This window comes from Azospirillum fermentarium, from assembly GCF_025961205.1.
Classification (GTDB): Bacteria; Pseudomonadota; Alphaproteobacteria; order Azospirillales; family Azospirillaceae; genus Azospirillum; species Azospirillum fermentarium.
In genome coordinates, this window is the sequence record NZ_JAOQNH010000003.1 from 285,830 (window position 1) to 312,536 (window position 26,707).

Here is a 26,707-nt window from a genome sequence, read left to right on the forward strand (position 1 = left end):
GGAACACAATTGGCCCAGCACCGCCGGCATCCCCCGTTTTCGTGGCCTGTCATGCGGCGGTCACGGGCCGGTACGCCGTGGCGTGCGGGGCCCCGTGGGCGAACAGCCACAGCGGGGCCGGGTCCGCCGCCCCGATGGCGGGCAGGGCGATCAGCGCGCTGGAACTGGTGCCGAAGCCCGAGGGCAGGCGGAAATCCATGGCCCCGCGGGGATCGTCCCCGTCCCAGATGCGGCTGCCCAGCAGCTCTTTCCATGCCGACCAGTCGCCGCCGTCCTCCCGCGCAGGGTCGGGTTGGGGGGCGGGGGCGTGGCGGAACAGGGGCAGGTAGAGCGCCAGCCGCGGGTCGGCGGGATCGTCCAGATCCATGGCGGTCAGCATGTGCAGCCCCTCGCCGATGGGCTCCACCGTGGGGCGGTTGCCGCCGCCCTCGCCCCGGTGGCTGACCACGAAAGCGTCGCGGTTGTCGGCCAGCAGCAGGTTGAACGGGCGATAGGCCCGGGTGTCCAGGTGCGCGAAGGCCAGCGCCGCGTCGGAAGCGTCGGCGTGGTCGAGCGCCTGGAGCACCAGCTCGCCCCGCGACCGTTTGCCCTCCTGCGGCCCCAGCGTGCCGGTGCGGTTCAGCACCGCGGCCACCATCCCCTGATCGTTCATCCCCAGCCACGAGCCGCCGGCCAGCTCGTCCAGCCCGGCCACCACCTCGGGGTAGTCCTCCGGCCAGTGGCGTGCGGGGGGCTGCCAGGGGCGCCCGGCCATCTCGTCCCGGTTGGCGCCGATCAGGAGCGGCCAGGGGCTGCCGGGGCGGCGCAGAATGACGACGCTGCACATGGTTACACCGGCTCCGGGCTGGGGGCGGCCAAGGGGTACGAGGCCAGCGGCTCATAGACCGAGCCGCCCTTGCCCAGATGGCTGCGGTAGAGCACGAAATGATCCACGGGCATGGGGCCGGCGCGGAAGAACCCACGCTCCGACAGGAACCGCGCCACCCGCTCGGCGTTGGCGTCGCGCAGGCGGGCCAGCGTGACGTGGGGGGTGAACTTGCGCTCGTCCGCCGGCAGGCCGGCGCGGACCAGGGCCGATTCGACCTTGGCCGCCAGATGGGTCAGCGCGTCGTTGCGCTCCACCCCCGCCCACAGCACCCGCGCCCCCCGCCCGTGGCCGAAGCTGCCCACCCCGTCCAGCGTGAGGGGGAAGGGGGCGGCGTCGATGTCCGCCAGGGCGGCGTCGATGTCCTGCGCCTGATCCTCCGGCACCTCGCCGATGAAGCGCAGGGTCAGGTGCAGGGTCTCCGGCTCGCTCCACCGCGCGCCGGGCACCCCGCCCTGCAATCCGGCCAGCCGTTCGCGCACCTCGGGTGGAAAGTCCAACGCAACGAAAAGCCGTATCATCCGCAATCCCGTCTCGAACGCCCCGCCCTTACGGGCAGGGATCGTTGTAACGGATATGGACGGTTTCGATTTCTTTCAAGACCTCATCGCTCAACCGCACCTCGTAGGCGGCGATGTTGCTGCGCAGATGGTCCAGCGTCGTCGCCCCGATCAGGGCCGAGGTGACGAAGGGCTGATGCGCCACGAAGGAGATCGCCATCTGCGTCGGCGACAGCCCGTAGCGGCGGGCGATCTCCACATAGGATTTGGTCGCCGGGTCCACGTTGGGGGTGTCGTAGCGCCAGCGGCGGGGGTCCAGCGACCGGCGGGTGCCGGGCGGGATCACGCCGCCCAGATACTTGCCCGACAGGGTGCCGGCGGCCAGCGGGGCATAGGCCAGCAGGCCCACGTCCTCGCGCAAGCCCACCTCGGCCAGCCCGCTCTCGTAGGTGCGGTTCAGCAGGTTGTAGGCGTTCTGGATCGTCGCCACGCGGGGCAGGCCGCGGGTTTCCGCCAGACGGATGCTGTGCATCACCCCCCACGGCGTCTCGTTGGACAGGCCCACGGCGCGGATCTTGCCGGCCTTGATGAACTCGTCCAGCACGCCCAGCGTCTCCTCCAGCGGCACGCCGTCGTCGCCGGGGGAATGCTGGTAGCTGCGCTGGCCGAAGCGCGGGGTCACCCGGTCGGGCCAGTGAAGCTGATACAGGTCGATCCAGTCGGTCTGCAGCCGCTTCAGGCTGGCGTCCAGCGCCTCGGTCAGGTTGGCGCGGTCCAGCCGCGCCGTGCCGCCGCGGACCCATGGGAACCCGCCGCGCGGGTTGCCGATGATCTTGGACGCCAGAACCACCCGGTCACGGCCGCCGCGGCTGGCGAACCAGTTGCCGATGATGGTTTCCGTGCGGCCATAGGTCTCGGCGGTGGGCGGGATGGCGTACATCTCCGCCGTGTCCCAAAAGGTGATGCCGGCGTCGAGCGCCAGATCCATCTGGGCGAAGGCTTCGTCCTGGGTGTTCTGCCGGCCCCACGTCATGGTGCCGAGGCCGATGGCGCTGGCCACAAGGTCGGTGCGCCCGATGCGGCGATAGTCCATTTTAATTCCCATTTCTCTATAGGTTTATGGGATTGTTTTACAGGAATACGGTCAGGACGCCAGTGTATCCATAGAGCCGGGCGTGGGAAATCTCGCCGCTGGCAAAGAATCCCGCCAGCGGGATAGCGCCCAGCTCCTCGCGGATGATGGCGATTTCCCGGCCCTGGCCGAACTGGTTGGGGCCGCGGGCGATGCAACTGACGTACACCGCCCCCTTGGGCGGGCCGGACAGGCGGCGCTTCAGCCCGGTCAGCATGCGGCGCAGGTCGGTTTCCGCCGACGGCTTGTCGCGGCGGGTGAAGCGCACCGGCTGGCCGGCGTCCACGTGTTCGGCCACGGCGATCCAGCCCTTGCGCGGGTCGATGGCCACCAGATCGCGGACCAGATAGTCGCCGGTGTCCGATCCCGGCACGCCCAGCCCGGCGAAGATGTACCCCGCCACCCGCTGCAGGTCGCGGGCCAGCAGCTCGCCGATGTCTTCCTTGAACACCTCCAGCGCCGGGCGCCCGTCGATGGCGATGATGATGTTCTCGTTGGCTTCCGTGATGGTGCGGGCCGGGCCGATGGGTGTGCAGCCCTGGGTCAGGCCGGTGGCGACATCCGCCCCCTCGCCCAGCAGAAGGCCCGACACGCCCACGCCGTCCGTCCCCCCGGTCACCGGCCCCATGTCCATGGTGGCGGTGGAGGCGGGGACGGCGAACTGGATGAAATTGTCCTCCCGCGCCGAGGACATGCCGCCCACCACGAAGGCGCCGGTGGTGTCGCCCAGCAGCGCGATGGTTTCCGGCAGGTTCATGGTGCGCGGGTCGGCGTGGACGATGGCCAGCGTCGGCCGGCGGCGGTCCAGCCACGCGCCCGCGGCCCGGCGCAGCGGGGTCATGTCGCCGCTGACCGCGGGGAACAGGCGGAAGGAGTCCGGCGGCAGCCGCACGGCCAGGGCGGCCACCGCGGGGCGGTCGAAGAACTCCTCCTCCTCGCCCGCGCGGCCCTCGCCGGCCATGACGCCCAGCCCCACGGTGCCGATCCAGTCGTGGATGCCGGTCAGGGACCGCATCATGGTGACGATGCCGGCGGCGTGGGGGGCCAGCGCCTCGGTGATGTAGAGGAAGCCCAGGGTGCAGCCGCGCACATCCCCCAGCCGGCTGGCGCAGGCGGCGGTGGCGGCGGTCCAGTCGGCCCCCTCCGCCGCCGCGGCGTGGAATCGGGACGGGGGGGCGGTGGTGGTCTCGGTCATGGTCACTCTCCGGGCCGCGCCGCCTGCTCCAGCAGGCGGGCGACGGTGGGCACGATTCGGTCGATGATCACCGCCACGCCGGCGGCGTTGGGGTGGATGCCGTCGCCCTGGTTCAGGGCGGCGTCCGCCGCCACCCCGTCCAGGAAGAAGGGGTAGAGCAGGGCGCCGTGGGCCTGGGCCAGATCGGGGTACAGGGCGTCGAACGCCGCCCCGTACGCCCGCCCCAGGCTGGGGGACGCGCGCATCCCGGCCAGCAGCACCGGCAGCCGCCGCTCCTTCAGCCGGGTCAGGATGGCGTCCAGATTGGCACGGGCCGCCGCCGGGTCAAGCCCGCGCAGCATGTCGTTGGCCCCCAGCTCCACCATCACCGCGTCGGGCTTGTCCGCCAGCGCCCAATCCAGCCGGGACAGGCCGCCCGCCGTGGTGTCGCCCGACACCCCGGCGTTCAGCACCGTGACGTCATAGCCTTTCGCCCGCAGCGCCGCCTGGAGCCGGGGCACGAATCCATCGCCCGCGGGCAGGCCGTAGCCGGCGGTCAGGCTGTCGCCCAGCGCCAGCAGCCGCAGCGGGCGGGACGGGGCGGCGGCCTGCGCGCCGCCGCTCACGCCGGGCCACCCCAGGCCCCACCCCAGGCCCCACCCCAGGACGGACGCAAGCGCGAAAAGAGCGCCAAGCCCCCGGTTGAAACGGCGCCGCGCCTTGCCATATGGCGAAAGGCTTGCCCGCAGTCTGTTGAGATCCATTGCAATGTCCCGACCCGATTCCGCCGTGTCCGCGCTCGTCCGTCTGGACGATGTTCACCTGAGATTGGACAGCGATGCCGGACCCGTCAACATCCTGCGCGGCCTGTCGCTGTCGGTGGCGGCGGGGGAACGGGTGGGCATCGTCGGGCCGTCGGGGTCGGGCAAATCCACCATGATGATGGTCATGGCCGGGCTGGAACGCCCCAGCAGCGGCACGGTCGAGGTGGCCGGCCACGACCTGAACCGGCTGGACGAGGATGGCTTGGCCCGTTTCCGCCGCGACCGGGTGGGCATCGTGTTCCAGGCGTTCCATCTGATCCCCACCATGACGGCGCTGGAGAATGTGGCGATTCCGCTGGAATTCGCCGGGCGGCGCGATGCCTTCGACCGCGCCCGCGCCGGGCTGGAGGCGGTGGGGCTGGGCCACCGGCTCAGCCATTATCCGGGCCAGCTCTCGGGCGGCGAGCAGCAGCGGGTGGCGGTGGCGCGCGCCTTTGCCACCGAACCGGCGCTGCTGCTGGCCGACGAACCCACGGGCAACCTGGACATGGGCACGGGCGCGTCGATCGTGGAGTTGCTGTTCGGGCTGGCCGAAAGCCGCGGCACCACGCTGGTGCTCATCACCCACGACCCGTCCCTGGCCGCACGCTGCGACCGCACGGTGACGCTGAAGGACGGCATCATCGCCGACGACGGGGCCGGAGAGGATGGGCAGGGACACCGCCGGGCGGCGGTGCGCGTGGCCGGTGAGTGAGATGGGGGCCGCGTCCTGGCGGCTGGCCCTGACCCTGGCGCGGCGGGAACTGCGCGGGGGTCTTCAGGGGTTCCGCATCTTCCTGGCCTGTCTGGTGCTGGGGGTGGCGGCCATCGCCGCGGTGCAATCGCTGTCGGCGGGGATTCTCGACGGGCTTCGCCGCGACGGGCGGGCGATCCTGGGCGGCGACGTGGCCCTGCGTCAGCTTTACCAGCCGGTGCCGGACCCGGTGATGGAGGTGCTGCGGGATTCCGGCCCGGTTTCCACCAGCGCCGAGATGCGGGCCATGGTGCGGTCGGCGGACGAATCCCACTCCGCCCTTGTGGAACTGAAGGCGGTGGACGGCGCCTATCCCCTGGCCGGTTCCATGATGCTGGACGGGGGGGAGCGGCTGCACCCGGCGCTGACACAGCGCGACGGCTATTGGGGAGCGGTGGCCGAACAGGGACTGATGGACCGGCTGGGCGCCAAGGTCGGCGACACGCTGCGCCTGGGCGAGACCGAGGTGCAGGTCCGCGCCGTCATCGCCCGCGAACCCGACCGGGCGTCCGGCGGCGGCTTCACCCTGGGGCCGCGGCTGATGATCAGTCTGGCGGCGCTGCCCGACACGCGGCTGCACCAGCCGGGCAGCCTGATCTGGTGGGGAGCCACGGTGCGTTTGCCCGACGGCACCGACGTGAAGGCGTGGCAGGCGGCGTTGACCGAACGTTTCCCCGGTGCGCCGTGGCGGATGCGCGACGTGTCCAACGCCGCCCCGCAGATCCAGACTTTCATCGAGCGGATGAACACCTTCCTGACCCTGGTCGGGCTGACGTCGCTGCTGGTGGGCGGTGTGGGGGTGGGCAACGCGGTCAGGGCGCATCTGGACGCCCGCGGCGGCACCATCGCCACGCTGAAGTGCCTGGGCGCGCCGGGGGCGCTGGTGTTCCGCGTCTATCTGTTGCAGATCATGATCCTGGCCGGGCTGGGCGTGGCCGGCGGGCTGATGGTGGGGGCGGCGGCCCCGCCCCTGCTGGGGGGCCTGCTGGAAGGGCTTTTGCCGGTCAGCCTGCACGTGGGCGTCTACCCCGGCGCACTTGCCGCGGCGGTGGTGTTCGGGTTTTTGACGGCGCTGGCCTTCTCCCTCTGGCCGCTGGGCCGGGCGCGGGAGGTGCCGGCGGGTGCCCTGTTCCGCGACGCCATCGCCCCGGCGGGCGGGCGTCCGCGGGCGGTCTATCTGGTGCTGCTGGGTCTGGCCGGTCTGGGTCTGGCCGGCATGGCGGTGCTGACGGCGCACGAGCCGCGCTTTGCCCTGTGGTTCGTGGCGGGGGCGGTGGCGGCCCTGGCCGTGTTCCGGCTGGCGGCGTGGGCGGTGGTGCGCGGGGCGGCGGCGCTGGGCCGTCCGCGGTCCCCCGGCCTGCGGCTGGCGCTGGCCAACCTGCACCGTCCCGGCAACCCCACAGGCGCGGTGGTGATGTCGCTGGGGCTGGGGCTGACGGTTCTGGTCATCATCGCGCTGATCCAGGGCAATTTCAGCCGCCGCGTTCAGGAAACCATCCCCGACGGCGCCCCCAGCTTCTTCTTCGTCGATATCCAGCCGGACCAGTTCGCCCCGTTCAAGGACACGGTGCTGGCGGTGCCGGGCACCACGGCGTTCGAGGCCGTTCCTTCCCTGCGCGGGCGGATCGAGACCATCAACGGCCAGCCGGCGGAACAGGCGCTGAAGAACAAGGAGGGGGAATGGCTGCTGCGGGGCGACCGCGGCCTGACCTATGCCGCCGAGCCGCCGGCCCACGGCTCCATCATCCAGGGGCAATGGTGGGCGCGCGATTACCGCGGGGCGCCGCTGGTGTCCATCCACACCTCGGTGGCCGAGGCCTTCGGCGTCGGACTGGGCGACCGCATCGGCGTCAACGTGCTGGGCCGGCTGGTGGAGGCGGAGGTGGCGAGCGTGCGCGCCGCCGATTTCGCGTCGCTGACCATCAACTTCGCCCTGGTGTTCTCCCCCGGCCTGCTGGACGGGGCGCCGCAGACCTGGATCGCCACCGTCCGCGCGCCGGTTGAATCGGAGCAGCAGGTGCAGCGCGCCGTGCTCCAGCGCTTCCCCAACATCACCGCCGTGCGCATCAAGGACGCGCTGGACACGGTGGGGGCCATGCTGGGCCACATCGGCATGGCGGTGCGGGTCATCGCCGCCATCACGCTGCTGGCCGGAACCCTGGTGCTGGCCGGGGCGGTGGCGGCGGGCCACCGGCGCCGCACCTATGACGCCGTGGTGCTGAAGGTGCTGGGGGCCACCCGCGGCGACGTGGTGCGTGCTTTTCTGCTGGAATACGGCCTGCTGGGCCTGATCACCGCGGTGATTGCCTCGGTGATCGGCACGCTTGCCGCCTGGGCGGTGCTGGTGTGGGTGATGCGCTGGGACTGGGCCTTCCTGCCGTCGGCGGTGGGGACGACGGCGGCGGTCGCCACCGCCATCACGCTGGCTCTTGGATTCTACGGCACATGGCGCGCGCTGGGCCAGCCGGCGGCCCCGCTTCTGCGGAACGAGTGAGATGAGGGCGCGCTCTTTGCCGCCCCCCGGTTACGTAAAGATGAAATCGGCGTCATTTTCAGGGAATCGCCGCCGCAGGGCGGCTTTGCGTATTGAACAATCCTGAAAGCCCGACAATATGGTCAGGCAAATTCGAACCACCACTGTGATGAGGGGACATCATGGCAGACCCGACCTTCCAGCGCTACGCTACGGCGGGCCACACCATCGACCGCGGGTATTTCGACGAGGGCCTGCGCCAGCATATGCTGCGCGTCTACAACTATATGGGCGGCGGCCTGCTGCTGACCGGTCTGGTGGCCTTCCTCGTGTCCACCAACGTGGCCCTCATGCAGACGCTGTTCGGCACGCCGCTCAAGTGGGTGGTGATGCTGGCGCCGCTGGCCTTCGTGATGGTTCTGTCGTTCGGCATCAACCGGTTGTCGTTCGCGGCGGCCCAGGGCGTGTTCTGGGCCTACTGCGCGACCATGGGCCTGTCGATGGCGGCGATCTTCCTGGTCTTCACCAAGTCCAGCATCGCGCTGACCTTCTTCGTCACGGCGTCCATGTTCCTGGCGATGAGCCTCTATGGCTACACCACCAAGCGCGACCTGACGGGGATGGGCTCGTTCCTGATGATGGGCGTGTTCGGCCTGATCATCGCCAGCCTCGCCAACATCTTCTTCCAGTCGAGCGCGTTGCAGTTCGCCGTCTCGGTCCTGGGCGTTCTGATCTTCACGGGTCTGACCGCCTATGACACCCAGACCATCAAGCAGATGTACGCCGAGGGCTATGACCGCGACTCCGCGGGCAAGCTGGCCCTGATGGGGGCGCTGAGCCTGTATCTGGACTTCATCAACCTGTTCCAGTTCCTCCTTTCGTTCCTCGGGGACCGCGAATAATCCAAAGACCAAGGCCCGGGCTTTCGCCAGAAAGCGGGCCGGAACAGGGAAAGGGGCGCTGCGGTAACGCAGCGCCCCTTTTTTTTGGTTCCCCGTGGCCGGTGGCGGTAAAGCGGGGGATGGAAGCGGGAGGAGATCCGTTTGGGGGCTGGCTGGAGACAGGGGGCGCGTGCGCCGACGCTTCGTTTCCCCAAGCCCGCGGGGCGCTGGCGGGGTGGCTATGAATTCTCAATATGAATTTTTTGATTCGATTTTGGAGTTCCAGGGTGGCAGAGCGGAACGACGTTTGCGTGAGCGGGATAGGCCATCGCAGTGCAAGCATAGGTAGATTTGGCTGATCGACCTTCGTGGCACGGTGTGTTTTGGGGCAATACGTATTCATTTCCAATCAACATATTCGTGCAATCGTGTGTTACATTGGGGATCCTTACAACTCTCAGGCCCGGCGTTTGCTCGATTCAGAAGAGCTGGCCAAAGAGCGAAGCTCTTGGCGCAAAGATGCCGTAACCTCACCAACCTGAGTCAGGCGATCGTCTGGATCTGAAGAGTTAAGAATTATTCTGTCATGTTCTTTCACTGCGCGCTCCGTTGCCTGATGGATAGCGATGCCAATCCCCATTTCTTTGTAAACAAGAAGTATTTTCTCAACAAGCCGCCCCATCAGGCGCGCATCTGTTGTTGAATTGTTGTTTATTGATCCGCTTTGGTATTCGTTCTCAGAAGGAACGTCTTTGTCCAAAGGCAACTCTTGTGAATCTTTGCTTTTGTTTTTGATGTCTATTGTCATTGATCCATGGCCGCGGAGCAGCCAATCCAAGGACACGCCGGTAACATCGGCGATCCGGTTGAGATGATCCCCGGTTGGAATCGTTTTCTCTTTCCATATCCGGGCAAAGGTGCCGGACGGTATTCCCACGCGCTTTGCCCAGGCAAAAGGCTTTTCCGGCCCGATGAGCATTTCCAGCCGCGCATGGAAAGCGGAGGCATCTGTTTCTAAGTTCATTTTTGGAACTCCGTATCAAGAGGCAGTGTGATTGAAACGTTGGAAGCCCCGACTTCCTCTCTGATCACCAACAGATTTTTCCGTTCCGTAGACAAATGTATGTGAATACAGAGATCCATGAACTCCGAAATGGAATTATTTGTTGCAAAAACTCCATTTTCAACCTACACTTTCCTTGTTCGTTCGAAAGTGAACCAGACATTGACCACGTGGCAGACCGATCCATCAAAGGGAGAGGTTCTGTGTGTTCCACCGACATGCATCCAACCGACATCCGATACCGTTTCAACAGACAGGATCAGGCTCGTGACCACGAGCCACCGGGTCTCTGTGCTGAAGAACGGGCGCCATGCCGGGCTGATGCACGCCGGGCAGCACGCGAGAGCTCATCTGCATAGCGAGGGGCTATTGCAGAAATGGCACCGCGCTCACCCGGGGAAGAGCCTGTTTCTTGCGGTTCATTCCCGGCGGTGAGCGCCTCAAACCTCAACCATGCAAAACTATACGGACCTGCCGCGCCTTTCGCATCGCCAAAAAGAGAGAGTCGCAATAACCATGAGATCGTTAGGTTTACAGGATATTACTATTGCCGATATTGACGCCGGCGTTCGGCTGCGTGCCGTCGATGGGGGGTATACCGCGCTCCTGGCCGAGAACATCCGTGAAACCGGGTATCTGCGCCAACCGATCGAGGTGCGCATGGCCAAAGGCGGGGGGTTTGGATTGATCGCCGGAGCCCATCGGCTGGCGGCCTGCGCCTCGCTGGGATGGTCGGTCATTCCTGCCTTCGTTTTCGAAGCCACGGATGATGAAGCTCGGATAGCCGAAATTGACGAGAACCTCGTCCGCCACGAATTGAATCCGCTGGACCGGGCGGTTTTCCTGTTCGAACGCAAAGCGATCTATGAACGTCTGAACCCGCAGACCAAGGCGGGTGTGGCGGGGGGAAAGGCCCGCCAAGGAGCAGCAAGCGAAATCGTTTCGTTTGCTCGGGACACTGCGGAGCGGGTCGGCCTGACCGACCGCACCATCCAGCTTGCCGTCAAGATCGCCACGGGCCTGGCACCCGACGTCAGGGCGGTGGTGGCCGGCACATCTCTTGCCAAGACCCAGGCGGAGTTGCTGGCGCTTGCCAGAATGGCGCCGGCGGACCAGCGCGCCGTGCTCGCGATGCTTTTGTGCTCTCCCCCCAAAGCCAAATCCGTGCGCGAGGCAGCGGCCCGTCTGCACAATCGCCCGGCCAGGGCGGCGGACGGCTGTTCCCGGCTGCTGACGGCATGGCGCCATGCCGGAACCGCCGACCGCCGGGCCTTCGTCGCGTTCTTGCAGGCCGACGGCATTCTCGATGCCGCCGGGGGCACCGCGTTCGTGAAGCGGGGGGCGGCCTCATGAAGGAATGGCATTCCGCCGCGGAACTCGCGGCCTTATCGTTACCGGGGCTGCCGACAACCGACCGCGCCATCCAGCTCCGCGCGCTGCGGGAAAACTGGAGGTTCCGCAAACGCCAGGGGCGGGGGGGAGGGCGGGAATACCATATCTCGGTGTTGCCGACCGCGGCCCAGATCCGGCTGACCCTGTTGGACACAGCCAGGGTCAAGACGGCGAAACCGCCACCCTTGCCCAGTGATGCCTTGTGGCGCTGGTTCGACGGGCTGTCAGAGGAGAAAAAGGCCAGGGCACGGCGTTGCGCCGGCATTCTCGATGCGGTTGTCGTGTTGCAGCGCAGTGGCGTGCCCAAGGATGAGGCCGTCGCAACCGTGGCCTGCCGCCATGGCGTTGGTACCAGCAGCGTCTATCACTGGTTTTCGCGGGTGGCGGGCCGGGACCGGGCCGACTGGCTGCCGGCCCTTGCCCCCCGCCATGCCGGGCGCACCGCCATCCGGGCCTGCCCGCAGGAAGCCTGGGATCTGTTTCGCGCCGACTACCTGTCCCCGGCAGCACCGGCCTTTTCCGAGTGTTACAGCCGTGTCCAGCGGGCGGCGGCGGCGCATGGCTGGCCGCTGCCGTCCGAGCGCGCCATGCTGCGGCGGCTGTTGGACTGCGTGCACCCTGCCGTTGCCGCCCTGTGCCGCACGGGGATGGTCAAGACTTCACCCGGCCACCCGGCGCAGGAGCATGATCCGTCCGGCTTCCACATGCTGGAGGCTGCCTACGGTCACGGTCATGGTTGGAACCTGTGGGTGGAATGGCCTGACGGCGCGGTGTGCCGCCCGTATATGGTGGCCTTCCTCGACCTTTCGTCCGGGGTGATCCTGTCATACCGGGTGGACACGGCCGCCAGCGCGCGGGCGGTGCGCCTGGCTCTGGGTGACCTGGCCGAGATTCGTGGAATTCCAAAGGTTTGCTGGTTCGGAGGCGGGGCCGGCTTTGCGTCTGCCTGGCTGACCGGCGGTGCGCCCGGCCGCTACCGGCTCAGGATCCGCGACGAGGAGCCGTTGAGCACGCTGGATGGGCTTGGCGTGGGTGTCCATTGGGCCGCCCCCGGCGATGGCGGCGCCGCACCGGCCGAACGGGCCTTTCGGCATGTCACGTCCGGCGTTGCACGGCATCCGGCGCTCCAGGGGGCCGGTGCCGGCGGAGGCTCTGCCGGCGAAGCGGAGGGACGCCCGCGCCGGGTGGTTGCGCTGGATGATTTCCTCTCGGTCCTGGTGTCGGAAATCGGCGCCCACAACAGCCGGATCGGGCGGATGATGGAAAAACACGGCGGCCGTGACGTCCATGGCGGCTGTGCCCAAGCGCCAGCCGTCCGGGCGGGAGGGGAACTGCGCCGGCTGTGGCTGCCGGCTGCCGAAGGCGTGATGGTGAACAGCCGCGACGGCACCATCCGCCTGTCCGGCAACCGCTATTGGGCCAATTTCCTGTCCCTTCATCTGGGTGAAACCGTCGCGGTGCGCTTCGATCCCGATTTTCTCCACGACGGGCTCCATGTCTATCACCGGGATGGCACCTATCTCGGACACACCCCGGTGATCGAGGCTCCGGGCTTCGGCGATGCCGAGACGGCCCTGGACTATGCCCGGGCCCGCAGGGCGTGGCTGCGCACCGGCTTGCCGGTGGCCGGAACCAGCCCGCGGACGGCATCCGTTACCCTCTAACCCCCCCGTGCTTTAGAGCCTCCGTCTCGGAACCATGCGGCTCCGCCGGCACGCCTTCGGGCTGCCCGGAAAAGCCGGGGGCTGCCCTGAGCACGTCCACGGACTCTTCCCCATGACCAGAACGTCCCCTCCCGCGCCCGCGGAAGAACCCACCCCCATGGGTGTGGCCACCCCATCCCCCGATGCTCCGCCACGCACCACCCCGGCGGCGCCCACTGCGGATGGCCAGCTTCTCCAGCTCCTGCTTCTGTTCGCCGAGCACGAGCGCGGCGGGCAGCCTCCGCCCCGTTGCCGCGAAGCCCGTGCCGTCATTCCCATGAAGGCGTCCGACTTCGTTCAGGCGCGGCGCGCTCTGCTGGACGACGGCCGGCTGTGCGAAACGCGCAAAGCGGGGCAGAGGCCGGTTGTGACCCTGACCGACGCCGGCTGGCTTGCCGTCAACCGCAAACCCCCCAGCCCCCACGGCACCGGTCCGGCCATTCGGACCTGCCTGCACTGCCGGCAGGTGTTCAACAGCGCGGGCGCCGGCAACCGTATCTGCCCGCGATGCAGCGCGCTCGACATTTTTCAGGCGGGGAACCTCGGATGATCACGCATGACCGGCTGCCATCCGGCGCCCTCCCTTCCGCTCCGCACCCATCCGCCGTGCCGCTGGCAGAGTCGTCGCCCCTTGCGAAAGAAACACAGACCATGACCGATTCGTCGATGGCCATGCCGCCGGAAACGCCCCGCCAGCGGTACGGCTACCTGCCCGCCAATCTGATGACGGTCCTGGAAGCCACCGGGGAGGATACGATGCTGCGTCTGGTGGCCGCGTGCGGTGGAACACGCCTGCACCTGGGCCGTCCGCCGCGGGATGGCGGGCGTCTGGCCGCCGCGGTGGGGGAAGAGGCTGCCAGGGCGATCTATCATCGTTTCGCTGCGGCCAGCATCATTCACATCGATGTACCGGTGATGTCGTCCCTGCTTGCCCGGCACCGTGTCCACCGTATCCTGGCGATGCGGGCGGCGGGGGCGACGGTGGCTGAGGTGGCGCGTCAGTTCGGCATGACCGAACGCGGTGTCTATGCCGCATGCGCACGCGCCAAACAGGGTGCACCGGGCAAGAGCGGCCTGCCGGCCTGAACAGGTTCAGGCGGACAGCGCCGTGTCGGCCAACGGATAAACCCTCGCTGATCCGGGCCCGTTCACCCGGTCCCCGGAGGCATCATCGTCCCCCTTATCGAAAGGTTCTGCCCATGTCCCTGAATGAGATCGAGGGCGATAAACCCTGGTACCAGAGCCGAGCCATCTGGGGTGGCATCATTGCCATCCTGACGCCTCTCGCCAGCCTGCTGGGGGTGGAGATTGCCCCCGATACCGCGTCGGATATCGCCGCGCTGGCCACGGCCGCCGGTGGGGTGGTGGGCGGCGGGCTGGCTATCTGGGGCCGCGTGCGCGTTACCAAACCGATCGGCCGTTCAACACCGGCACCGCGGCCTTGACCCGCGGCTCGATCGCCGCCGGGTGTGTTCCGATTGCACCGGGGGATGACCGGCCGCCTGAGCCCGGCCCTTTTTCGAAAGCGCCGCGTTTTTGAAAACGCCACTCTTTCAAACCATCATTCTTTAAAAGATCCCTCCTGAGCACCGGCAGTTGCCCGATCCCATGATCGGAGCCGCTGCCGGTTTTTTCGTGTCCGGTGGTTTCTTTCCTTGCGGCTGCTGCGGGGCTGGCCCGTGGCCCGGATGCGTCACCAAAGCTGAGCCCAGGGTGGCGGACTTGAGGTTGGGTCACTGAATTTGAGGATGATTCTGGTCTGAGGCTGTCTCGCCGCGGATCAACGGGATTTACGCCAGCCATGACCGAGGGTTCCGGGGGCTGCCCGGCTCGTCATCGCGGTCCTTGCGTCTCTGCGGCAAGCCAATCGACGAAACCGGCAACCAAGTTTCCGGCATCGGCCTGACGTGGAATGAGCGCCACGTAACCCGTCCTCGGAACCCGGATCTCCGGCAGCGGTGTCATCAGCCTTCCGCTGGCAACGTCGATCTCCAGCATCGGCAATGGGCCGATCCCAATGCCAAGCCCATCTTCCACCGCCTGGCGGGTCACGAAAAAGTGATCAAATATCTGGCGGGGATGCCCGGCAAGGTGCTGGAGCCCTGCCGCCTCAAGCCAGTTCGCCCAATCGCCGGCACGGGTTTCGCTTGCAAGCAGGGTATGTCCCTCGATGTCGGCGGGCTTCAGAATCGGCCGTTGTGCGAACAGCGCCGGGCTCATGATCAGCGTATCCACATCATCCAGCACCGGGACGACGTGATGCTGAGGCCACACATGCTCCCGGGCAACGCCGCGCCGGATCGCCACATCGACGCCGCCGCGTAATTCCTCAAGCACGGTCGAAACCGTCGTAACCGCGACTTCGACGTGCGGATGGTCGGCGTGGTACCGATTGAGACGCGGGATCAGCCAGCGCATCGCGAAGCTGGTCGGGGCGCTTACACGCAAGATGCGGCGCGCGGTTGGCCGGCCACACGCTTCCGCCGCAACAGCCAAGCGATCGAAGGAAAGGCCGACCTCGGCGGCGAAGATTCTCGCCATCGGCGTCGCGACCATGCGACGTCCGTCCTTCATGAAGAGCCGTTGCCCGAGCCAGCTTTCGAGCGCGGCGATCTGGCGGCTGACCGCGCCATGGGTGAGGCCGAGTTCGGCTCCGGCTTCGGCATAGCTGCCGGTCCGAGCCGCGACCTCGAAGATGCGCAAGGCGTTCAAGGGGGGAAGGCGGCGCATAGGCAATCCGTGAGAAAAACAAACGGCATCCGTGATGCAAAGCATACTAGTCGCTGAAATCTCACACGTATACCATGCCTTTGGGATGGGGCGAGCCGAACAATGCCTGTTATCTCTCCAAGGATCCATCAAGAATGAAGTTGATACATTGGTGGAGCAAGAAAAAGAAAAGCCTGATGAGTGCATGTCTTGCTCATGCACTCCATGACGGCTACACTGATGGCCTCTATGCCTTTCTGCCGGTGTGGCAGGCAGAGTTTGGCCTTTCCTATGCCGCGCTTGCCATTGTCCGCGCCCTCTATTACGGGACGATGGGGGGGCTGCAAATTCCGGCCGACCGGGCCCTCCGCGGCTTGTCACCGCGAGCGGCGCTGATCCTGTCGACCGCTCTCGCCTCGGCGGGCTTGCTGATCATGGCATCGCCGTTTGGCTTTGCGGGTCTTTGTGTCGGCCTCGTCGTGGCCGGCATCGGATCGAGCATCCAGCACCCATGTGGCTCGATGCTCGTCACCGTAAGTTATGGCTCGGCGTCGCGGCATCCACTCGGCATCTACAACTTTTCGGGTGATCTCGGAAAAGCGGCGTTGCCGGCACTCGTCGCGGTGCTGTTGCCGAGTCTCGGCTGGCAGTTCGTGCTGGGGCTGATGGCGGTGCTCGGAATCGCCCTGTCGGCCGCCCTGGTGCCGCTGGCGCCGGCAGCTCCCATCCGCAGAGCCGCGACGACGGGGGTGGCTTCGGGCCAAGGCCGCGGCGGCTTCGCCATTCTGACGACGGTCGGCGCGCTCGATACGGCGACCCGCATGGGCTACCTTCTCTTCCTGCCCTTCCTCATCCATGGGCAGGGCGGGGACACGGCGACGGTCGGACTAGCCCTCGCCCTGCTGTTCATCGGCGGCGCGTTCGGAAAGGCGACGTGCAGTTGGCTTGGGGAGCGGCTGGGTGTTGTCGGCAGCGTCATGGTGACCGAAACCGCAACAGCCTTGCTGATCGCAGCAACGCTGTTCACGTCGCTGACGCCAACGCTCATCCTGCTGCCGTTGCTCGGCATCGTGCTCAATGGCACCTCTTCGGTGCTCTACGGCACCGTGCCGGAGCTTTCCGACGGCGATATGGGCCGGGCCTTCGCGGTCTTTTACACGAGCGTGATCGGTTCCGGGGGCTTGGCACCGATCCTCTACGGTGCGATTGCCGATCACAGCACCCAGACGATCGGCGTGCTGGCCTCGGCGGCGACCGCCGCCCTGATCGTTCCGCTTGTCCTGACGTTGAAGCCCCATCTGAGCACCTCCGGCGCGGGACCGTATGGAAAAGCCGGCTTCTCCCGGCGCTGGATGTCGAGGTGGATCGGACAAGGCCGGCAATGAGCCGCCGTCCTTCCGCCGTTCCCGAACCCGCATGAACGTCTTGCCACCATAGGAAGATTCCTCCAATGAACACCGTCCCTCAAGCGCCGCTGATCCTGATAACGGGTGGAGGGCGTGGCATGGGCGCGGCGACTGCACGGCTTGCCGCCGCACAGGGCTACGATGTCGCGATCAGCTTCATCGCCAACGAGTCCGCCGCCCATGCGGTCGCGGCGGATGTGGAGGCTCTGGGACGCCGGGCTTTGCCCGTGCGCGCCGACAGCGCGGATCCGGCGCAGGTCGCCCAACTGTTCGCCGCGATCGACCGGGAGTTCGGCCGGATCGACGTCCTGGTCAACAACGCCGCGGTGCTTGCGCGGCAGTCCCGGACCGAGGATCTCGACTTCGAGCGGATGCAGCGCATCTTCGCGGTCAACGCGATTGGCCCGATCCTCTGCGCACAGCAGGCAGCGAAGCGCATGTCGTATCGCCACAACGGGCGGGGCGGCGTGGTGATCAACATCTCGTCGGCATCGGCCCGGCTCGGCAGTCCAAACGAGTATGTCGACTACGCCGCCTCGAAGGGGGCCCTTGAAACCTTCACGACCGGCTTCGCCAAGGAGGTCGCGCGGGACGGCATCCGCGTCAACTGCATCCGCCCCGGGCACATCTACACGGATATGCATGCGAGCGGCGGAGAGCCGGGGCGGGTGGATCGCGTCAAGGATTCGATCCCCATGGGACGAGGCGGCCAGCCTGAGGAGGTCGCGCGGGCGATCCTATGGCTGGCAAGCGCCGAGGCTTCCTTCATCACCGGCACGTTCCTCGATGTCACGGGCGGCAAGTGAGCAACGGGACCGGCGTTGGACCCTTCCCTTGACGAACCGTGCCCGCCCAGGTCACTCGCTGGCGCGACGGGCGTGAGGGTAAGCCGCCGAATGCGCGTATGATTCTGGTTCTGCTGCACTCTCACCACGGGTCAACGGAGTTGACGCCCGCGATGGCCGAGAGTTCCGGGGTTCCGCCCGGCTTGTCACCGGTTGTCGGGCAAGCCGGTTCACGCCGCCTTCGATAGCGGCCATCTCACCTCGACGCCGGCATCCTGCTGTTGGTCGATCTCGGCCGGCGGCTTGGGATCTGTGAACGCCCAGCGGCCAGCATCACGGACGCACGTGCTCCCGAGCGTATCCATCACACGCTGGCAGCAATGATCCGCGTCCGTGCCCTGTTCATCGTCGCCGGATGCGCCGATGGCATGGCATGCCGTCTCGGCGCCACCGATCGACGCGCCCGCGGGCAGCCGCTCCCAAGCGTTGATGTGTGATCCGGGCCAGGCTTTCGGTACCGGCCGGGAAGGGGATCATCCTGTTTTCCTTCCGCGCGTCCCCCTCCCATGTTTCCGCCGGGTTTCCCTGTGGCCGCTATGCCTGAAACGCTTCAGGCGTACCCCATCGGGCGGAATCCCTATGGTTCGGACATGCCCGACGCTGCCCCAGCACACAGCGCTGCACGGCCCGCCCCCCGCCACCGGCCCTTTCCGGCCACCGGCGGGGGGCGGGCAGGGGGGTGAGGCTGATGCCGTCCACGCCGCTGTCCGGCGTGCCGGGATTGGGAGATGCCGAATGATCATGGACCTCGAAACCGCTCTGGTGAACCGGCTTGCCGCCGCCCTGCCGATGGCCGAGGTGCTGGCTTACCCGGCGCCGGCGGAACAGTACACGCTGACTCATCCCTGCGGGGCTGTGCTGGTCGGTTACAGCAAATCCACGTATGGCGCCCCGGAACCGACGGATCTGCTCGTTCAGACCCGCAAGATGACGTTCAAGATCACGGTCCTTGCACGGGAACTGCATTCGGACACCGGGGCCTACCGTTTCCTGGAAGCGGCCCGGACGGTGCTGGCTGGATGGAAACCGGGGAACGCGCACAAGGTGGTGCCGGTGCGGGACCGCTTTGTGAGCCTCGACGACGGGGTATGGCGGTACGCGCTCACCGTCTCCCTGACCACGATCGCGCTGGAAACGGCCGAACCCGAGCCGTTCGTGACCCTTCAGCGGATCACTCTTACTGAACACCTGACCATGGAGAATGGGACGTGAAGCGATATCGCTACACCGGGCCGCTGTCCGGTGCCACGGCCGGCGGCCGGGAGGTGCTGTTGCATCCCGGCAGTGTTGTGGAGCTGGACCCCGCCGCCGACTACACCGCCACGCTGCTGGCGCTGGGCTATCTCGCCGAAGAGCCCGGACAGGCCCCGGCACCGCATGACAACCAGATCGAGGGGGGCGCCTGATGGCTGCCAATTTCCTGCACGGCGTCGAAACGGTCGAGGTGACCAAGGGCCCGCGCCCGATCCGTGCCGTCAAGACCGCCGTCGTCGGTCTGGTCGGCACCACGCCGGTCCATCACCTCGACGCCGACAACCGCAAGGTCAACGCCCCCTATCTGGTCCTGTCCGACGTTGACGCCGGCAAGCTGGCCGGCCCGGCCCTGAGCGGGTACACCATCCCGCAGGCGCTGGACGCGATCTTCGACCAGGGCCGCGGCACCGTCATCGTCATCAACGTCTTCGACCCGGCCGTCCACAAGACGGCGGTGACGGGCGAGGCGGTGACGCTCGGCACCGACGGCACGGCCAAGCTGGCCCACGGCGACATCATCGCCGCCGTGGTGAAAAGCGCGGACAGCGCCGTCACCTATGCCGCCGGCACCGATTATGCCCTGGACCGCGTGACCGGCCTGCTGAAGCGGGCGGCGGGCGGCACCATCCCCGCCGGTGCGCCGCTGACCGTCAGCTACGACCGCGCCGACCCGTCCAAGGTGACCGCCGCCGACATCATCGGCTCCGTCGATGTGGCCGGCCGCCGGCTGGGCATGCAGGGGTTGCTGAACAGCTACAACCTGTTCGGCATGTACCCCAAGATCCTGATCGCCCCCGTCTACTGCACCCAGACGTCGGTGGCGGTGGAGATGGAAGCGCTGGCATCGGCGTCCAAGTGCCGCGGCATCGCCCTGGTGGACGCCCCCATCGGCGTCACGCGGGATCAGGCCATCAGCGGCCGCGGCCCCAGCGGGTCCATCAACTTCGGCTTCAGCAGCGAACGCGTGGTGCTGTGCTACCCGCACCTGAAGGTCTACGACCTCGCCACCGACAGCACCCGGCTGGAACCGTACAGCCAGCGTCTGGCCGGCGTGATCGCCGCCACCGACGACGAGTTCGGCTACTGGTACAGCCCGTCGAACAAGGTCATCAAGGGCATCGTCGGGGCGGAACGCGACCTGTCCGCCATGATCAACGACCCCACCAGCGACGTGAACCTGCTGAACGAGGCCGGCATCGTCACCGTGCTCAACAGCTTCGGCACGGGTCTGCGCAGCTGGGGCAACCGGTCCAGCGCCTGGCCGGCCTCCACCGCGCAGGGCAATTTCGTCCAGACCCGCCGCGTGGCGGACATGGTTCACGAAAGCCTGGAGTACGCCATGCTCCAGTTCCTCGACCTGCCCATCAACGATGCGCTGATCGATTCCGTGCTGGAAAGCTGCAACGGCTTCATCCGCGTCCTGATCGGCCGCGGCGCCCTGACCATCGGGTCGCGCGCCGAGTTCAACAAGGCCAAGAACCCGGCGGTCGAGCTGGCGGCGGGGCACCTGACCTTCGACCTGATCATGTGCCCGCCGCCGCCGGCGGAGCGGATCACGTTCGAAAGCTTCATCGACATCACTCTGCTGTCGAACCTGGGGGGCTGATGCCATGTCGGTTCAAGTGAACAAGGTCTACAACGCCAACGTCTACCTCGACGGCACGCTCAACCTGATCGGGCGCGCCAGCGAAGTGGCCCTGCCGGATCTGGCCCTCAATCTGGAAGGCCACAAGGCTCTGGGTATGTTCGGCGAAATTCAGATCCCCACCCGTCTGAACGCCATGAAATGCACGATCAAGTGGACCGGCTTCTACGCCGAACACCTGCGTGCCGGGGCCAACCCGTTCAAGGCGCACAACCTCCAGGTCCGCAGCTCGCTGGAAACCTGGACGGCTCAGGGCCGCACCCGCGAGGTGCCGGTGGTCTGGCACATGACGGCGTCGTGGAACACCGTCAAGCTCGGCACCCTCAAGGCGGGCGACGTGGCCGACTTCGGCGGCGACGAACTGCGCGTCACCCAGGTCAAGGTTCTGCACGACGGCGCCACCGTCTGCGAAATCGACGTTTTCAACAACATCTGGAACGTGAACGGCGAGGACATCCTGGCCCGCTCGCGCGCCAACATGGGGATCTGATCCATGTCCATCACCACCGAAGCGAAGACCGTCGTTCTTGCCGACGGCAAGAAGGCCAGCATCCGCCGGGGCAAGGGCCGCGACCTTCTTCAGGCCGCCCGCATGGCCGGCGGCGCCCAGGACACCATCCGTCTGGCGTTCGGCATCATCGCCGTTCTGACCCTGATCGACGGCCTGCCCATCACCCTCGAAGACGTCGAGGACATGGGCATGGGCGATGTTCAGACGCTGATGGCAGCGACCATGGGAAACGACAGCTCCTCTGCGAGCAGCACTTTGTCCAGCTCCGGCTCGACGGAGGATTCTCCCACGGCGAGTTGATGGCGATGGACTGGGACGATCTGATCCGGGAGGTGGGGGCGCTGGCGGAATACGCCAGACGCCAGCGGGCGGCGCAAGAGGCCCGCTACCCATCCGGCGGATAGGGCTCGGTCATCCCATCGGCGGCCCCCGGCTGAGCTGGACAGCCGGGGGCCGCATCTGGGCCGGTGTCGTCGGTGAAGCCGGCGCTGCACCGACGTTTTCGGCAAAACGCCATCTTCCCACCGGGGAAGCGGCAAGCCTCTGCGGACCTGGAAAGCATGGCCGACCTTATCCCGTTCACCTCAAATCTTCCAATCGTCCCGAATAACAATCTCCCAATTGTCCCGAAAGATATAGTGCCGCCCAAGCCCGGCATCATCGATGTGGAATTCAAGGTTATCGACGAGGTGACCGCACCGCTTCGGGCGGCGACCAATGGTCTTCGCGAGCTGGACAATGTTGCGAAAACGATGTCGGTCGCGCAGCGGTTCCAATCCATCGGGCAAGAGGCCATGAAGGCGGCAGCCGCCGTCAACAGCGCCGCCGGCTCGATGCGGTCGGCGATGATCGATATGGTGAAGCCGGCCCAGGATTTTGAAAAATCCATGTCCCACCTTTCCGCCGTTGCCGGCGCCGATCCGGCGGGACTGGATGCCATGCGCAAAAAGGCGCTGGAACTGGGCCGTGACGGCCGGGCATCCGCATCACAGGTCTCTGCGGCCATGGCCGAGATGTCCGGATACGGGTTCGACCCCAGTGAGATCGTCGCGGCCACCGATCCCCTGGTCAATTTCGGGCGGGCCGCCGGCATGGGGCTTTCGGAAACCGCCGCTTTGGCGGGGGCTACGCTGCGTCAGTTCGGCCTGAACGCCAGCGACACCGCCCGTGTCGCCGACGTACTGACAGCCGCTTCGAAAAATTCGTCGATGTCGGTGAGCGCCCTGGGGGACGCGCTGAAGGCCGCCGGTCCGGCGGCCAGCGCTGCCGGGCTGTCGCTCGAACAGACGAGCGCCATGATCGCGTTTCTGGGAAAGAGCGGTGTTGCCGCATCCGAAACCGGGACGGTCCTGATCGGCATGATCAACCGGCTCACAGCGCTGCCCAAGGCGGCGCGGGAGGAGCTGGAAACGCTGCAGGTGCAGACCAACGACCCTGCTACCGGCAAGCTGCTTCCGGTCACCGAGATCATGAAGGCCATCGACAAGGCCATGGACGCCAAGAATTACGACGGCGCCCAACGTCTGGAGACGATGACCAAGATCTTCGGTCCACAGCCAGGCAACTCCAGTCAGCAGAACATCGCCGCAAGCGACAAGCTGATCAACGGCATGTCCACGAGCGGGTTCTCCAGCCTGGAAAGCGCCGTTTCCAACAGCGCCGGCCAGGCCGTTCAAATGGCGGGCACGAAGACCGACAACCTGGACGGCCGTCTCCAGCAGTGGGCCATCGCGCTCGAAACCCTGAAGATCACGCTCAGCACCACGCTCCTTCCGGTCCTGACCCAGGCGATTCAGTCTGTGACCGACTTCGTCAAACGCCTGACCGGCTTTGCCGAAGCGAACCCGGAAATCGCCCGGATCGGCATGATCCTGGCGATGGTGGCGACGGCAGCGTTAACGGCGGTCGGTCCGCTGATGATGCTTTTCGGGATGCTGGCGTCCGGTGCCGCGACGGCCATGGGCGTGCTGGCGGCGATGGCCGGACCGATCGGGCTGGTGGCTGCGGCAGCTGTCGCGGCGGCGGTGCTGATCTATCAGAACTGGGACAGCGTTGCAGCCTTCTTCCAAGGCCTGTGGAGCGGAATCGTGGACGGGGTGGCGCCCCTTCAGCCGGCCTTCGACGCCCTGTCGGCGGCGATGGCGCCCATCCTCAGCGCCGGGGGCCGTCTGGTGGAATGGGTCAAATCATTGTTCTCCCCGGTGGAGGGGCTGAGCACCGCTGCCGGGGCGCTGGGGGAAAGCTGGGGCCACACCATCGGCGTGATGGCGACCACTATGGCATCCCCCTGGCTGACCGATGCGGCAGGGATGATCGCGTCATCGTGGGGCCTGCTGACGGGCGTGTTCGGTCAGGTAGGGGCCGCGATAAGCTGGCTATGGAATATCTACCAGACATTCTTCAGTGGTTTTGCGTCTGGTTTCGCTTCGGCCTTCGAACCCAGCCGTTTCGCCGCCCTGGGCCAGCTTTTCGGTCCGTTGGTGGAGGCGAGCGAAAAGGTCATCTCGGCTTTTAACAACCTGTTGCCGTCGATTGGTGAATCCACCGTATCGGTCGAGCAATTCGGCCACATTGTCGGGGTGGTGATCGCCGGGGCCTTGAACACGGTGGCCGACTTCATCGCCATGATGATTACCGTCAGTACCGGCATGGCGCAAGCCATGGCAGGTCTGTTGTCCGGCGACTTCGGGGCATATTTGGAAGGGGTGAAGACCGGGTTGGGCGGCGTCCTGACGTTCTTCAACAGCCTCTTCGAACGCCTGTTTGGCATTAACCTCGGTGAAGCCGCCGTCAATATGTTTAACGGGCTGGTCGACGGGATAAGCAACGGTATCGAAGGCGCAAAGCAGGTAATGGGCGATATCGCCTTTGGAATAGTTCTGGGGTTGCAGGCCGGGCTGGACAGCAAGATCAAGGATGTAGCGACGTTCGTCGCCACCATCTACACGACGATCACCAGCCATTTCAAAAAGATGTTCGGCATCAACAGCCCGTCCACGGTCTTTGCCGAGTTCGGTTCCTGGTTGATGGAGGGGCTTGCCGCCGGCCTTCTCGCGAAGGTGCAGAGCGTCCTGGCCACCTTGTCCAACGTGGGCCGCGCCATGCTCGGCAGCATCAAATCGATCTTTGGTTTTGATGCCGGCCCCGCCGACACCGTTCTGGATGTGGCGAACACCGTGGCCGGTGCGGCCAACACTGTGCCCGGTGCGGCCAACGACAATGCCAAGGGCGCTCTTGCCGCCTCAGGACAGATAGCACGGATGCCGGCCCCGGCGATGGCCGAACTGGCCCAGGGGCCCGGTACGGCCACCGGTGGCGCCGGGGGCGGTGGTTTCGGGGGGGCCGCACCGGTGACGGTCAACCTGTCGGTCAGCATCGCCGGCAGCACCGACGAAGACATCGTGCGGCGGCTGGAGCTCTGGGTCCGCAACGACGGCAGCCGTCTGATCGCCGATGCGGTGAGCCGTGAAACCGAGCGTCGTGAACGCGCTCAATTTGCATCGCGAGGTGGGTGATGGGCATCGTTCTTCTGGTCGGGACCATCCCGTTCGATACGCCGTCCGTGCTCGACATGAGCGTCTCGGATGCTTGGACATACGCCAGCCACGACGTGTTCCGGGCCAAACCGAAACTGCAATGGACCAAGAACGAGGCCCGTGCCATCACGGTCAACCTCCGCTTTCATGCCGACTGGTCGGACCCCGAACTGCGGATGCAAGCGCTCCGGACCATGAGTCGGAGCAACCGGTGGTGGCCCGTGGTGCGCGGGTGCGGCTTGTGGCTCGGACGCTTCGTGGTCAGCAAGGTGGATGAAAAGGTCCGCGTCACCACGTCCGCCGGCCATGCCCTGATGATCGATGCGGCGGTCACCCTGACCGAATGGGGTGAGGGGGGGGAGGCCAGTTACGAGCCCGCCCGGATCGGTGCCGTCACATCCGCCCTCCTGCGGAGGACACGATGAGCAAAACCTATATCGAACACATCACGGTCGCCGGTGACCGCTGGGATCTTCTGGCCTGGGATTACTACGGTGATGCCTGCGGCTATGCCCGGATCGTGTTGAGCAATCCCCATGTGGCGCGGACCCCGGAACTGCCGGCGGGCATTCGGCTGGCGGTTCCCGTGATCGAACAGCCGCTGTACGCCTATGGCTTGCCGCCCTGGAAGCGGGGGGCGCGATGAACACGGTCGATACCCCGGACTGGACCCTGCTGTGGTCCGGCACCGACGTGACGGCCAGCATCCGCGATATGGTCACCGGCTTGGCCTATACCGATAAGAAGATCGGCGAAAGCGACGACCTGGACATCCAGCTCGAAGACCGGGACGGCCGCTGGCGCAACGATTGGATACCGTCCAAGGGCGACGTGCTGGAGCTGTTCATCGGCTACAAGGACCATCTGGTCGATGCCGGCAGCTACGAGATCGACCAGATCGAGCACAGCGGGCCGCCCGACAGGCTGAAGGTCACCGCCCTGGCCGCCGGCGTGACCACCGCCTTGCGGACGAAAAAGAGCCGGGGATTTGAAAAGAAAACCCTGTCGCAGATCGCCCGGCAAATTGCGGACGAGCACGGCATGACGGTGATCGGCGATCCCGACACCGAGGTGAAGGACCGCATCACTCAGGCCGATCAGACCGATCTGGAGTTCTTGTCCAAGACGGCCGCCGAGTTCGGGTACGTCTTCAGCGTCCGTGGCCAGTCGCTGGTGTTCATGTCCGATGACGAGCTGATGGCAGGGCCGGTGGTCTTCACCCTGCCGCGCGGGGGCAGCAACATCATGAACTGGCGCTTCAGCAAGAAAGGCAAGGTCTACAAGGCGTGCGAGGTCTCCTATTACGACCCCGCCACCAAGAAGACGCAGAAGGTCACCGTCGAGCCCGAGGTCAAGAAAGAGGCGGGCGACACGCTGAAGAAGCGGGTGCGGGTGGAAAACGAAGAGCAGGCGAGGCGGAAGGCCAAGGCTCTGCTCGACAGCGCCAACACCGGGGAGATCACCGCCTCCCTGGATCTGACCGGGCGGCCCGATCTGGTGTCCGGCATCAACATCCGGCTGGACGGCTTCGGGACGGCCTGGGACGGCACCTACCATGTGCAGAAGTCCGGCCATCGGTTCGACCCCAAACGGGGATACACCACCACAATCGAGGTGCAGCGTGTATAGGCGAGGCATCGTATCCGCCGTCGATCCGGCGACGGCCCGCGTCCGGGTGATCTTTCCCGACGCCGACGACATGGAATCCTACTGGCTGGAAGTGATGCAGCCGCGCACGCTGGCCACCGGCGACCGGTCCTACTGGCTGCCGGACGAAGGCGAGGCCGTCGCCGTCCTGATGGACGAAAAGGACGAAGCCGGCGTGGTCCTGGGCGCCATCTATTCCACCGCCGATCCGCCGCCGGTCATCAGCCGCGACAAGCACCATGTCGCCCACAAGGACGGCGCCGTCATCGAATACGACCGGGCGGCCCATGTGTACCGCGTGTCGGTGCCGGCGGGCGGGCGGCTGGAGCTGTCGGCGGGGGCGACGTCGATCGTCCTGGACGATACCGGGGCGAGCCTGAAGGGCCCCCGCATCAACCTGAACTGAAGGAGGGG

General features: G+C 66.6%; 27 protein-coding genes. 20 read left to right on the forward strand and 7 right to left on the reverse strand.

Annotated elements, in window-relative coordinates; genetic code table 11:
- Positions 1–49: 49 nt before the first annotated feature.
- The 5 genes from M2352_RS21535 to M2352_RS21555 are packed head-to-tail and all read right to left on the reverse strand — an operon-like array spanning position 50 to position 4,297.
- Positions 50–826: an NRDE family protein gene (locus M2352_RS21535; RefSeq protein ID WP_264666590.1), complete on the reverse strand. Its 777-nt coding sequence runs from the start codon at positions 824–826 to the stop codon at positions 50–52.
- Between the two features lie 2 nt (positions 827–828).
- The gene (gene thpR / locus M2352_RS21540) at positions 829–1,386 is read right to left on the reverse strand and encodes an RNA 2',3'-cyclic phosphodiesterase (RefSeq protein WP_264666591.1); all 558 of its coding nucleotides are present in this window, start codon (positions 1,384–1,386) and stop codon (positions 829–831) included.
- A gap of 28 nt (positions 1,387–1,414) precedes the next feature.
- Positions 1,415–2,458 carry an aldo/keto reductase gene (locus M2352_RS21545; protein ID WP_264666592.1) on the reverse strand — a complete coding sequence of 348 codons (1,044 nt, stop codon included), beginning with the start codon at positions 2,456–2,458 and terminating at the stop codon, positions 1,415–1,417.
- A gap of 37 nt (positions 2,459–2,495) precedes the next feature.
- The gene (locus M2352_RS21550; RefSeq protein ID WP_264666593.1) at positions 2,496–3,692 is read right to left on the reverse strand and encodes an FIST signal transduction protein; all 1,197 of its coding nucleotides are present in this window, start codon (positions 3,690–3,692) and stop codon (positions 2,496–2,498) included.
- A gap of 2 nt (positions 3,693–3,694) precedes the next feature.
- Complete coding sequence (locus M2352_RS21555) at positions 3,695–4,297, reverse strand: arylesterase (RefSeq protein WP_264666594.1); 603 nt, start codon at positions 4,295–4,297, stop codon at positions 3,695–3,697.
- Positions 4,298–4,439: 142 nt separating this feature from the next.
- Here M2352_RS21555 and M2352_RS21560 point away from each other — a divergent pair, with 142 nt between their 5' ends.
- The 3 genes from M2352_RS21560 to M2352_RS21570 all read left to right on the forward strand — a co-directional run bounded on the left by M2352_RS21560 (position 4,440) and on the right by M2352_RS21570 (position 8,603).
- A complete protein-coding gene (locus M2352_RS21560; protein ID WP_264666595.1) occupies positions 4,440–5,189 on the forward strand; it encodes an ABC transporter ATP-binding protein in 750 nt (249 codons plus the stop codon).
- The gene (locus M2352_RS21565) at positions 5,143–7,722 is read left to right on the forward strand and encodes an ABC transporter permease (RefSeq protein ID WP_319802061.1); all 2,580 of its coding nucleotides are present in this window, start codon (positions 5,143–5,145) and stop codon (positions 7,720–7,722) included. Before M2352_RS21560 ends, M2352_RS21565 begins: the two co-directional genes overlap by 47 nt.
- Positions 7,723–7,883: 161 nt before the next feature.
- Positions 7,884–8,603 carry a Bax inhibitor-1/YccA family protein gene (locus tag M2352_RS21570; RefSeq protein WP_264666596.1) on the forward strand — a complete coding sequence of 240 codons (720 nt, stop codon included), beginning with the start codon at positions 7,884–7,886 and terminating at the stop codon, positions 8,601–8,603.
- Between the two features lie 436 nt (positions 8,604–9,039).
- On the opposite strand, the gene M2352_RS21575 is transcribed toward M2352_RS21570, so the two are convergent.
- Positions 9,040–9,606 carry a helix-turn-helix domain containing protein gene (locus M2352_RS21575; protein WP_264666597.1) on the reverse strand — a complete coding sequence of 189 codons (567 nt, stop codon included), beginning with the start codon at positions 9,604–9,606 and terminating at the stop codon, positions 9,040–9,042.
- Between the two features lie 492 nt (positions 9,607–10,098).
- Between M2352_RS21575 and M2352_RS21580 the strand changes: the two genes are divergently transcribed.
- The 5 genes from M2352_RS21580 (at position 10,099) to M2352_RS21600 (ending at position 14,185) form a co-directional block, all read left to right on the forward strand.
- The gene (locus M2352_RS21580) at positions 10,099–10,998 is read left to right on the forward strand and encodes a ParB/RepB/Spo0J family partition protein (RefSeq protein WP_264666598.1); all 900 of its coding nucleotides are present in this window, start codon (positions 10,099–10,101) and stop codon (positions 10,996–10,998) included.
- A complete protein-coding gene (locus M2352_RS21585; RefSeq protein ID WP_264666599.1) occupies positions 10,995–12,701 on the forward strand; it encodes a transposase domain-containing protein in 1,707 nt (568 codons plus the stop codon). Before M2352_RS21580 ends, M2352_RS21585 begins: the two co-directional genes overlap by 4 nt.
- Before the next feature lie 112 nt (positions 12,702–12,813).
- Positions 12,814–13,290, forward strand: a complete 477-nt coding sequence (locus M2352_RS21590; protein ID WP_264666600.1) for a hypothetical protein — start codon at positions 12,814–12,816, stop codon at positions 13,288–13,290.
- A 101-nt stretch (positions 13,291–13,391) separates the two neighbouring features.
- Positions 13,392–13,826 carry a hypothetical protein gene (locus M2352_RS21595; RefSeq protein ID WP_264666601.1) on the forward strand — a complete coding sequence of 145 codons (435 nt, stop codon included), beginning with the start codon at positions 13,392–13,394 and terminating at the stop codon, positions 13,824–13,826.
- 113 nt (positions 13,827–13,939) lie between these two features.
- Complete coding sequence (locus tag M2352_RS21600; RefSeq protein WP_264666602.1) at positions 13,940–14,185, forward strand: hypothetical protein; 246 nt, start codon at positions 13,940–13,942, stop codon at positions 14,183–14,185.
- 388 nt (positions 14,186–14,573) lie between these two features.
- Here the strand turns inward: M2352_RS21600 and M2352_RS21605 are convergent, their stop codons facing one another.
- Positions 14,574–15,470 (reverse strand): LysR substrate-binding domain-containing protein, encoded by an 897-nt coding sequence (locus M2352_RS21605; RefSeq protein WP_264666603.1) that lies wholly within the window; start codon positions 15,468–15,470, stop codon positions 14,574–14,576.
- A 134-nt stretch (positions 15,471–15,604) separates the two neighbouring features.
- Here M2352_RS21605 and M2352_RS21610 point away from each other — a divergent pair, with 134 nt between their 5' ends.
- From M2352_RS21610 to M2352_RS21665, 12 genes are all read left to right on the forward strand, one after another.
- Positions 15,605–16,834: an MFS transporter gene (locus M2352_RS21610; protein ID WP_264666604.1), complete on the forward strand. Its 1,230-nt coding sequence runs from the start codon at positions 15,605–15,607 to the stop codon at positions 16,832–16,834.
- Positions 16,835–16,899: 65 nt separating this feature from the next.
- The gene (locus M2352_RS21615; protein WP_264666605.1) at positions 16,900–17,661 is read left to right on the forward strand and encodes an SDR family oxidoreductase; all 762 of its coding nucleotides are present in this window, start codon (positions 16,900–16,902) and stop codon (positions 17,659–17,661) included.
- A gap of 774 nt (positions 17,662–18,435) precedes the next feature.
- Positions 18,436–18,912, forward strand: coding sequence for a Gp37 family protein (locus M2352_RS21620; protein WP_264666606.1), 477 nt, complete (start codon positions 18,436–18,438; stop codon positions 18,910–18,912).
- The gene (locus M2352_RS21625) at positions 18,909–19,106 is read left to right on the forward strand and encodes a hypothetical protein (protein ID WP_264666607.1); all 198 of its coding nucleotides are present in this window, start codon (positions 18,909–18,911) and stop codon (positions 19,104–19,106) included. The genes M2352_RS21620 and M2352_RS21625 overlap by 4 nt, the downstream gene beginning before the upstream one ends.
- On the forward strand, positions 19,106–20,560 hold the full coding sequence (locus tag M2352_RS21630) for a phage tail sheath subtilisin-like domain-containing protein (protein WP_264666608.1): 1,455 nt from the start codon (positions 19,106–19,108) through the stop codon (positions 20,558–20,560). The genes M2352_RS21625 and M2352_RS21630 overlap by 1 nt, the downstream gene beginning before the upstream one ends.
- A 4-nt stretch (positions 20,561–20,564) precedes the next feature.
- On the forward strand, positions 20,565–21,089 hold the full coding sequence (locus tag M2352_RS21635; RefSeq protein WP_264666609.1) for a phage major tail tube protein: 525 nt from the start codon (positions 20,565–20,567) through the stop codon (positions 21,087–21,089).
- A 3-nt stretch (positions 21,090–21,092) separates the two neighbouring features.
- A complete protein-coding gene (locus tag M2352_RS21640; RefSeq protein ID WP_264666610.1) occupies positions 21,093–21,410 on the forward strand; it encodes a hypothetical protein in 318 nt (105 codons plus the stop codon).
- A gap of 260 nt (positions 21,411–21,670) precedes the next feature.
- Positions 21,671–24,625, forward strand: coding sequence for a phage tail tape measure protein (locus tag M2352_RS21645; protein ID WP_264666611.1), 2,955 nt, complete (start codon positions 21,671–21,673; stop codon positions 24,623–24,625).
- On the forward strand, positions 24,625–25,071 hold the full coding sequence (locus M2352_RS21650; protein ID WP_264666612.1) for a phage tail protein: 447 nt from the start codon (positions 24,625–24,627) through the stop codon (positions 25,069–25,071). Before M2352_RS21645 ends, M2352_RS21650 begins: the two co-directional genes overlap by 1 nt.
- Positions 25,068–25,292: a tail protein X gene (locus tag M2352_RS21655; RefSeq protein ID WP_264666613.1), complete on the forward strand. Its 225-nt coding sequence runs from the start codon at positions 25,068–25,070 to the stop codon at positions 25,290–25,292. The genes M2352_RS21650 and M2352_RS21655 overlap by 4 nt, the downstream gene beginning before the upstream one ends.
- On the forward strand, positions 25,289–26,275 hold the full coding sequence (locus tag M2352_RS21660) for a phage late control D family protein (protein WP_264666614.1): 987 nt from the start codon (positions 25,289–25,291) through the stop codon (positions 26,273–26,275). The genes M2352_RS21655 and M2352_RS21660 overlap by 4 nt, the downstream gene beginning before the upstream one ends.
- Positions 26,268–26,699, forward strand: coding sequence for a phage baseplate assembly protein V (locus M2352_RS21665; RefSeq protein ID WP_264666615.1), 432 nt, complete (start codon positions 26,268–26,270; stop codon positions 26,697–26,699). Before M2352_RS21660 ends, M2352_RS21665 begins: the two co-directional genes overlap by 8 nt.
- The last annotated feature ends 8 nt before the right edge of the window (positions 26,700–26,707 follow it).